Annotated in this window: 2 protein-coding genes; both read right to left on the reverse strand. The window is 70.2% G+C overall.

Annotated features, from left to right (window positions below; genetic code table 11):
• Positions 1–75 precede the first annotated feature (75 nt).
• Complete coding sequence (locus ACWEBX_RS37035) at positions 76–3453, reverse strand: S8 family peptidase (RefSeq protein ID WP_451889135.1); 3378 nt, start codon at positions 3451–3453, stop codon at positions 76–78.
• A 646-nt stretch (positions 3454–4099) separates the two neighbouring features.
• On the reverse strand, positions 4100–5035 hold the full coding sequence (locus tag ACWEBX_RS37040; RefSeq protein ID WP_451889136.1) for an alpha/beta hydrolase family protein: 936 nt from the start codon (positions 5033–5035) through the stop codon (positions 4100–4102).
• Between the last annotated feature and the right edge of the window lie 449 nt (positions 5036–5484).

The following is a 5484-nucleotide window of genomic DNA, read 5'->3' on the forward strand; positions in this document are numbered from 1 at the left end:
GGTGCGGCCACTGCGGCCGGGCTGTGCTCCTCGTGGAAGCAGTTGCTCCAGGACGTAACTACTGTGCGAAGGCGACTACTTGAGCAGGTAGCCCTTGATGACGGTCTCCTTGAAGGAGTTGCCCGCCGCGTCCTCGACGTGGACGCGCAGGCTGACCGAGCCGCCCGCGGTGCGGCGCGGGTGCTCCACGGTCACGGTGCGCTCCATGCCGGAGCCCTTGACCCGCACCGGCTGCCAGGTCTTCCCCTCGTCGAAGGAGACCTCGGTGGTGAAGACGCGGACGGGCGATACCGGGGCGCCGGCCGTCCGCTGGATCAGGACCGGGATGTCGAGCCTGCGGCCGGCCTCGGCCCGGTTCCACTCGTCCAGCTTCGGCGACATACGGACCGCGTACAGCGGCAGCGCCTGCCGGGTCGCCGTGCTCTGCGACCGGAACCGCCATTCCGCCCGCACACTCGTGGAGACGGAGCTGGGGGCCATGTCACGGTCGTGCTCGACCGTCAGACGGTAGTCGGCGGGGGTGGCGTCGGCCGGTACGTCGCTCATGCTCCAGTCCTGGGAGACCAGCTCGCCGTTGCGCCACAGCTTCACCTCGGGCAGGCCGGACGTGGTGTCGGCCACCAGGTCGAGGTTGCCGTTCGCGGCCGACTGGAAGGGCCGGTACATCGTGTCGCCCTCGCGGAAGGCGGCCATCTGGGACGAGAGTCCCACGGCCTGGATCCCGCCGTTCCAGCGCTCCTCGACCCGGGAGCCGGCCTGGTAGCCGTGCAGGTCGCTGAGGTAGCTCTGCCCGTGCGCGTTCGGGTCGAGGAAGCTGTTCTGGTCGAAGGCCGTCTGCCAGCGCAGGCCGTCGGCCGCCGAGAAGTAGTCGACGCGCCGGGCCGGGACCGGAATTCCCTCCATCGCCCGGCCGCTGAAGCGCACGTTGCCGACGTACGTCCAGACGATGCGCGTGGCCGTGGTTCCCGGCGTGGTGGCGGCGAACGTGGTGTTCACCCTGGCCAGTTCCGACGTGCGGGGGTGGTAGGCGGGATCTGCCGGGATGGCGCCGTGCACCGGTCGCGTGAGGTAGTAGACCGAGGCGGGGTTCCCGTCTGCGCCGGCCGGGTCGCCCCAGACGCTGGTGACGAGGTAGGTGAACTTCGAGTCCTTGTACCGGGCCGTCGGCACCGCGTACACGCCGTCGATGTGGTCCGTGCCGATCGCGTTGTACATGGTGACCGAGAGCAGCTGGTCGGCCATGCTGACCGTGCCGATCTCGGCCGACATGATGCGCGCGGAGCGGCTCGGTGCCGACACCGTGACGGGCTTCGCCTTCCGGGCGTCGATGGTCACCTGCCGGTCGGCGCTCATCACGACCTTCGGCACGCCGACGATGGTGCCCTCGGTGAAGGAGGCGTCGAAGTAGAAGCCGCTCACCGAGTAGGTGTCCTTCGGCAGTCGCACCACCGTGCTGCTCCTGCCGAGCGCCTCGACCTCGTACGCCTTGCGGTCGGCCGAGTTGACCAGCAGGTAGGCGTTGTCGGGGGCGGCGCCCGTGCGGCTCTTCATGCCGATGCGCGGGTCGTAGGACGGCTGCTCGACGTCCATGCCGAACGGGACGCGCACCGACACCTGGTTGTCCGCGGTGCTCGCGATCACCACACCGCTGTAGGCGGCGTACGTCGTGGCGGCTTCCGGGGTCGCGGTGAGGGTGACGGCCGCGGTTCCGTGCGCGGGCACGGTGACCGTGTCGGCGCTGAGCCGGAACAGACCGGCGGGGGCGGGCACGTCCTTCTTCCCACTGCTCGGGTTGTCCTTCAGCTGAAGGGTGACCGGCTCGGCGCCCGGGTTGCGGTAGGTGACGCTCTTGGTCACCGGAGGCCGCGTGCCGTCCGTCCAGCGGATCAGCCCGAAGTCCAGTGCGTCGGTGTCGGCGGTGACGTCCTGGTCGACCGCCCGGGCGACGTCGACACGTCCGGCGCCCTGGACGTAGGCGCCGTGCTCCTTGGCGCCGGTCGCCGACTGCATCAACTGGCGCTTGACCTGCTGCGCCGTCCAGTCGGGGTGCTGCTGGAACAGGATGGCGGCGGCTCCGGCCACATGGGGTGTGGCCATGGACGTACCGCTCATCGCGACATAGCCGTCGTCGGCGGTGGTGCCGCCCGCCCTCGCGGCGACGACGTTGACGCCGGGGGCGATGATGTCGGGCTTGAGGCCGGAGTCGCCCACCCGCGGGCCGACCGAGCTGAAGGCGGCGAGGTCGTCGTCCTCCTCGGCCGCGCCGACGGCCAGCGCCAGGTCGTCGGAGGCGGGCGAGGAGACCTTGCCGGGACCGCTGTTGCCGGCCGCGGCCACGACCAGCGTGCCGTAGTCACGGGTCACGGTGTCGACCATGGCCTCGAGGGCGTCGGTCTCCGGTGTGTCCGTGTCGCCCAGGCTGAGGCTGATCACCTTGGCGCCGTGCTGGGCGGCCCAGGCCAGCCCTTCGACGATGTCGGAGTTGTCGCAGTTGCCGTCCGCGGTGCACACCTTGCCGGACAGGATCTGCACACCGGGTGCCACACCCTTGTACTTGCCGTCGGAGGCCGCGCCGGAACCGGCGACCGTGGAGGTCACGTGGGTGCCGTGACCGTTCAGGTCGTCGGTGTTCGGCTCGGTGGTGAAGTTCGCGGACTCGGTGACGAGGCCCTTGAGGTCCGGGTGGTCGGGGTCGTAACCGGTGTCGAGCACGGCGACCTTGACGCCGGTGCCGGTGTAGCCCTTCTCCCAGGCGTGCGGGGCGCCGATGCGCGGCACCGTGCTGTCGAGCTGGATCCTGGAGCGGCCGTCCAGCCAGACCCGGCGCACACCCGCTCCGAAGGACGTGGCGTCCGCCCGGCCGGGGGCGATGCCCTTCCAGAACCCGGCGGCGTCCGCGCGGTGTTCGCCGAGGGCCGCGAAGGGGGTCCCGCCGATGGGGCGCACGGTGTCGGCGCCGGCGGCGGTCAGCCGTCGCCGGGCGGTGCCCGCGTCCCCGGCGTACTCGACGATCAGCGGCAGGCTCGACCGCTGCGCGTACCTGCCCCGGACCAGGGCGGAGACGTTGAACAGCGCCTTGTCGAGGCGGCCCGTCGCGAGCAGCGGGAGCGTGTCGGCGGGTATGACCGTCCAGTCGCGACCGGTCTGGCGCTTGATGAACGCGACGCGTTCGCGGCCCTCGGCGGGTTTGACCGACACACTCTGCTTGCCCGAGGCGTCCGTCTCCAGCGTGACGCGGTCGCCGGTGATCAGGGTGAGCTGATGCCGGGAGATGATCGGCGACCGGGCCGCTCCGGTCTGCGCGGCGGCTTCCGTTCGCCCGGTGTGCGGGCCGAGGTCCTGAGCGGCGCCGGGGGCGGCGGTCAGACCGGCCACGAGCGCCACGAGGGCGGCGGCTGCCACCGTGTGCCGGGGCCGGGGAGGGCGGATCCCGCGGCGCCACCTGTTGTTCATGTCTCTCATGGGAGGACAGCGTGGTGCCGTCAAGTGCCGAGGTCAGCAGTTTGCGCTGTCCACCAGGCGTCAAGTCACCTTTACGCCAGCCCCTACGCTTCGGAAACAGGGCAAAAGAGGCCAGGTCGGCGGCTCATGGACGAACCGAGCGAGCCGCTCCCCCGGGTGGTGCCAAGCCGGCCGCCGGAGAACACGCACAGTCCTTCCTTGCTCGACCGGAAACCCTTCGACCGCCCTCGGTGGCGAGTACCGTGCCAGAGCCCAGCCCAGAGAAGCCGTATCTCAACCGAACGTGATCCCGTGACTTCGCCTGCTCAGGCGTGGTTTCGCTCAGGGTGAGGGTGGCATGCGGCGTCATGTGTCTGCTCCATGGCCGAGGGTGCGTGGTGGCATCGGTGCTGGAACCGACCGCGGCGGGAGCAGCCGGTCCAGGGTCGCTCCCGCCGCGGCGCAGATCGGGTGACGATCTTTCAGACGGCGCGATCGTCGTGCCGGCTTCGACCACATGGTGCGGCTCGGCCGGGTCGGTTTCCTGCCGCGTCCAGGCCCCGTCCTCGTGGTCGTCAACGGGGTTCGGACTCCCGGCTGTGGGCGAGGTCCAGGACGTACCGTCCGGTGGCTAAAGGACCTGCCTCGCCGGGATGGGTCAGGGCTTGGCGGTGTACACGACCCCGGCCAGATTCTGGGCTGCGGAGCCCCATACCTGGTCGTACATCGAGGCTTCACCTCCGAGGGTGTAGAGCAGGTAGGAGGTGGTGACGCCCTGGGTCAGCTTCTGCTGTGCCGCGCGAGTGATGGCTCCGCTGTCGCATCCGAATCCGGAGCTGTCCTCGAATCCGCAGTGGAAACCGCCTGTGATGACGCGCAGTTGGGCGGGGGCGGACTTGGCGTCGTACATCTTCTGCTGGTTGTCGGCTACGCCTGCGATCGTGTCGGCGCTGCCTCCCACGTACTGGGCGGGCACCGTCAGCTTTCCCGAAGCGGTGACGGCCGACGGGTTGGTCTCCGCCGCCGCCAGCGTGGACACGCTTTTGACGGCCGGGTTGCGGCCGGCGGCGAGCAGGGCGGCGCCGCCGCCCATGGAGTGACCGGAAACCCCGAGACGATCCGTGTTGACGGCGCCCGCGAAGCGGGATCCGCTGGTCGTGTTCTGACTGGTCAGCCATGTGAGAGCGGCGTTGAGGTCGTCGGCGAACGCGGAGTGGCTGGGGAAGAGGCCGCCTTGCGATTTGGGCGTGACGATGATGAATCCCCAGGACGCGTAGTGCTTGAGCAGGCTTTCGTACTGGGTGATTCCCTGGAAGAAGCCGTGTCCGAAGGCGAGTCCGGGATGGGCGCCCGGTGCGACAACTGCGTTGGCCCCGGCCGTGGTTCCCGGGTACCAGACGCGTGCGCTGTACGAGCGGCCGGAGGCCGAGACGGTCACATCGGAGTAGGCCACGGGGAAGGACCCGGTGGCCGAAGGGTCTACGGCCGCTGCGGGGCTCTCTGCGGGAAGCGCGCCGACTGTCGGCGCGACAGCGAAGGCGGTTGCCACACTGAGCAGCACAGCGATCACTATCCGTAACAATTGACGTGTCATGCGATCACCTCATTCTGGGTGCGGGTGCGTGCAGGAAAACGGAAGGCTTCGACGTGCCGGGGGTCCCGTGGTTCTGTCGGTGCCGGTCACGCCATCGATGCCGCGCCGAGGGGAAGGTCGCCCCCTGTTGCCGTCGGCAACGAGGCGTCCCGCCGGGTCGCGCCGAGGATTGCGCTCTGCTCTGCGGCTTTCAACTCCGTAGCGTCCGCGCGGCCCGCAGAGCCGGATGTGGACGAAGTAGCTCAGGTGCTCCGTGGGACGGATGGATGGTGACGGCGCCCCGGATGATGCGGCGGGGGATGCCCGGGCAGGCGCCTCCGGTCAGCCGCCCTAGTGCGGGCGGAAGTCCCGGTGGGTCGGCCCGACCGGCGGAGGCCGGTGCGCGAGCGGGCTCGACGGGCTGTACCCGGGCGCAGTCCGGCAGAGCCGCGCGAGCCTCGGTTCAGCCC

The organism is Streptomyces sp. NPDC005070, from assembly GCF_053600395.1.

Coding starts and splice junctions, on each gene's coding strand:
- ACWEBX_RS37035 (WP_451889135.1), bottom strand. CDS start 3,453: ATGAACAACAGGTGGCGCCGCGGGATCCGCCCTCCCCGGCCCCGGCAC.
- ACWEBX_RS37040 (WP_451889136.1), bottom strand. CDS start 5,035: ATGACACGTCAATTGTTACGGATAGTGATCGCTGTGCTGCTCAGTGTG.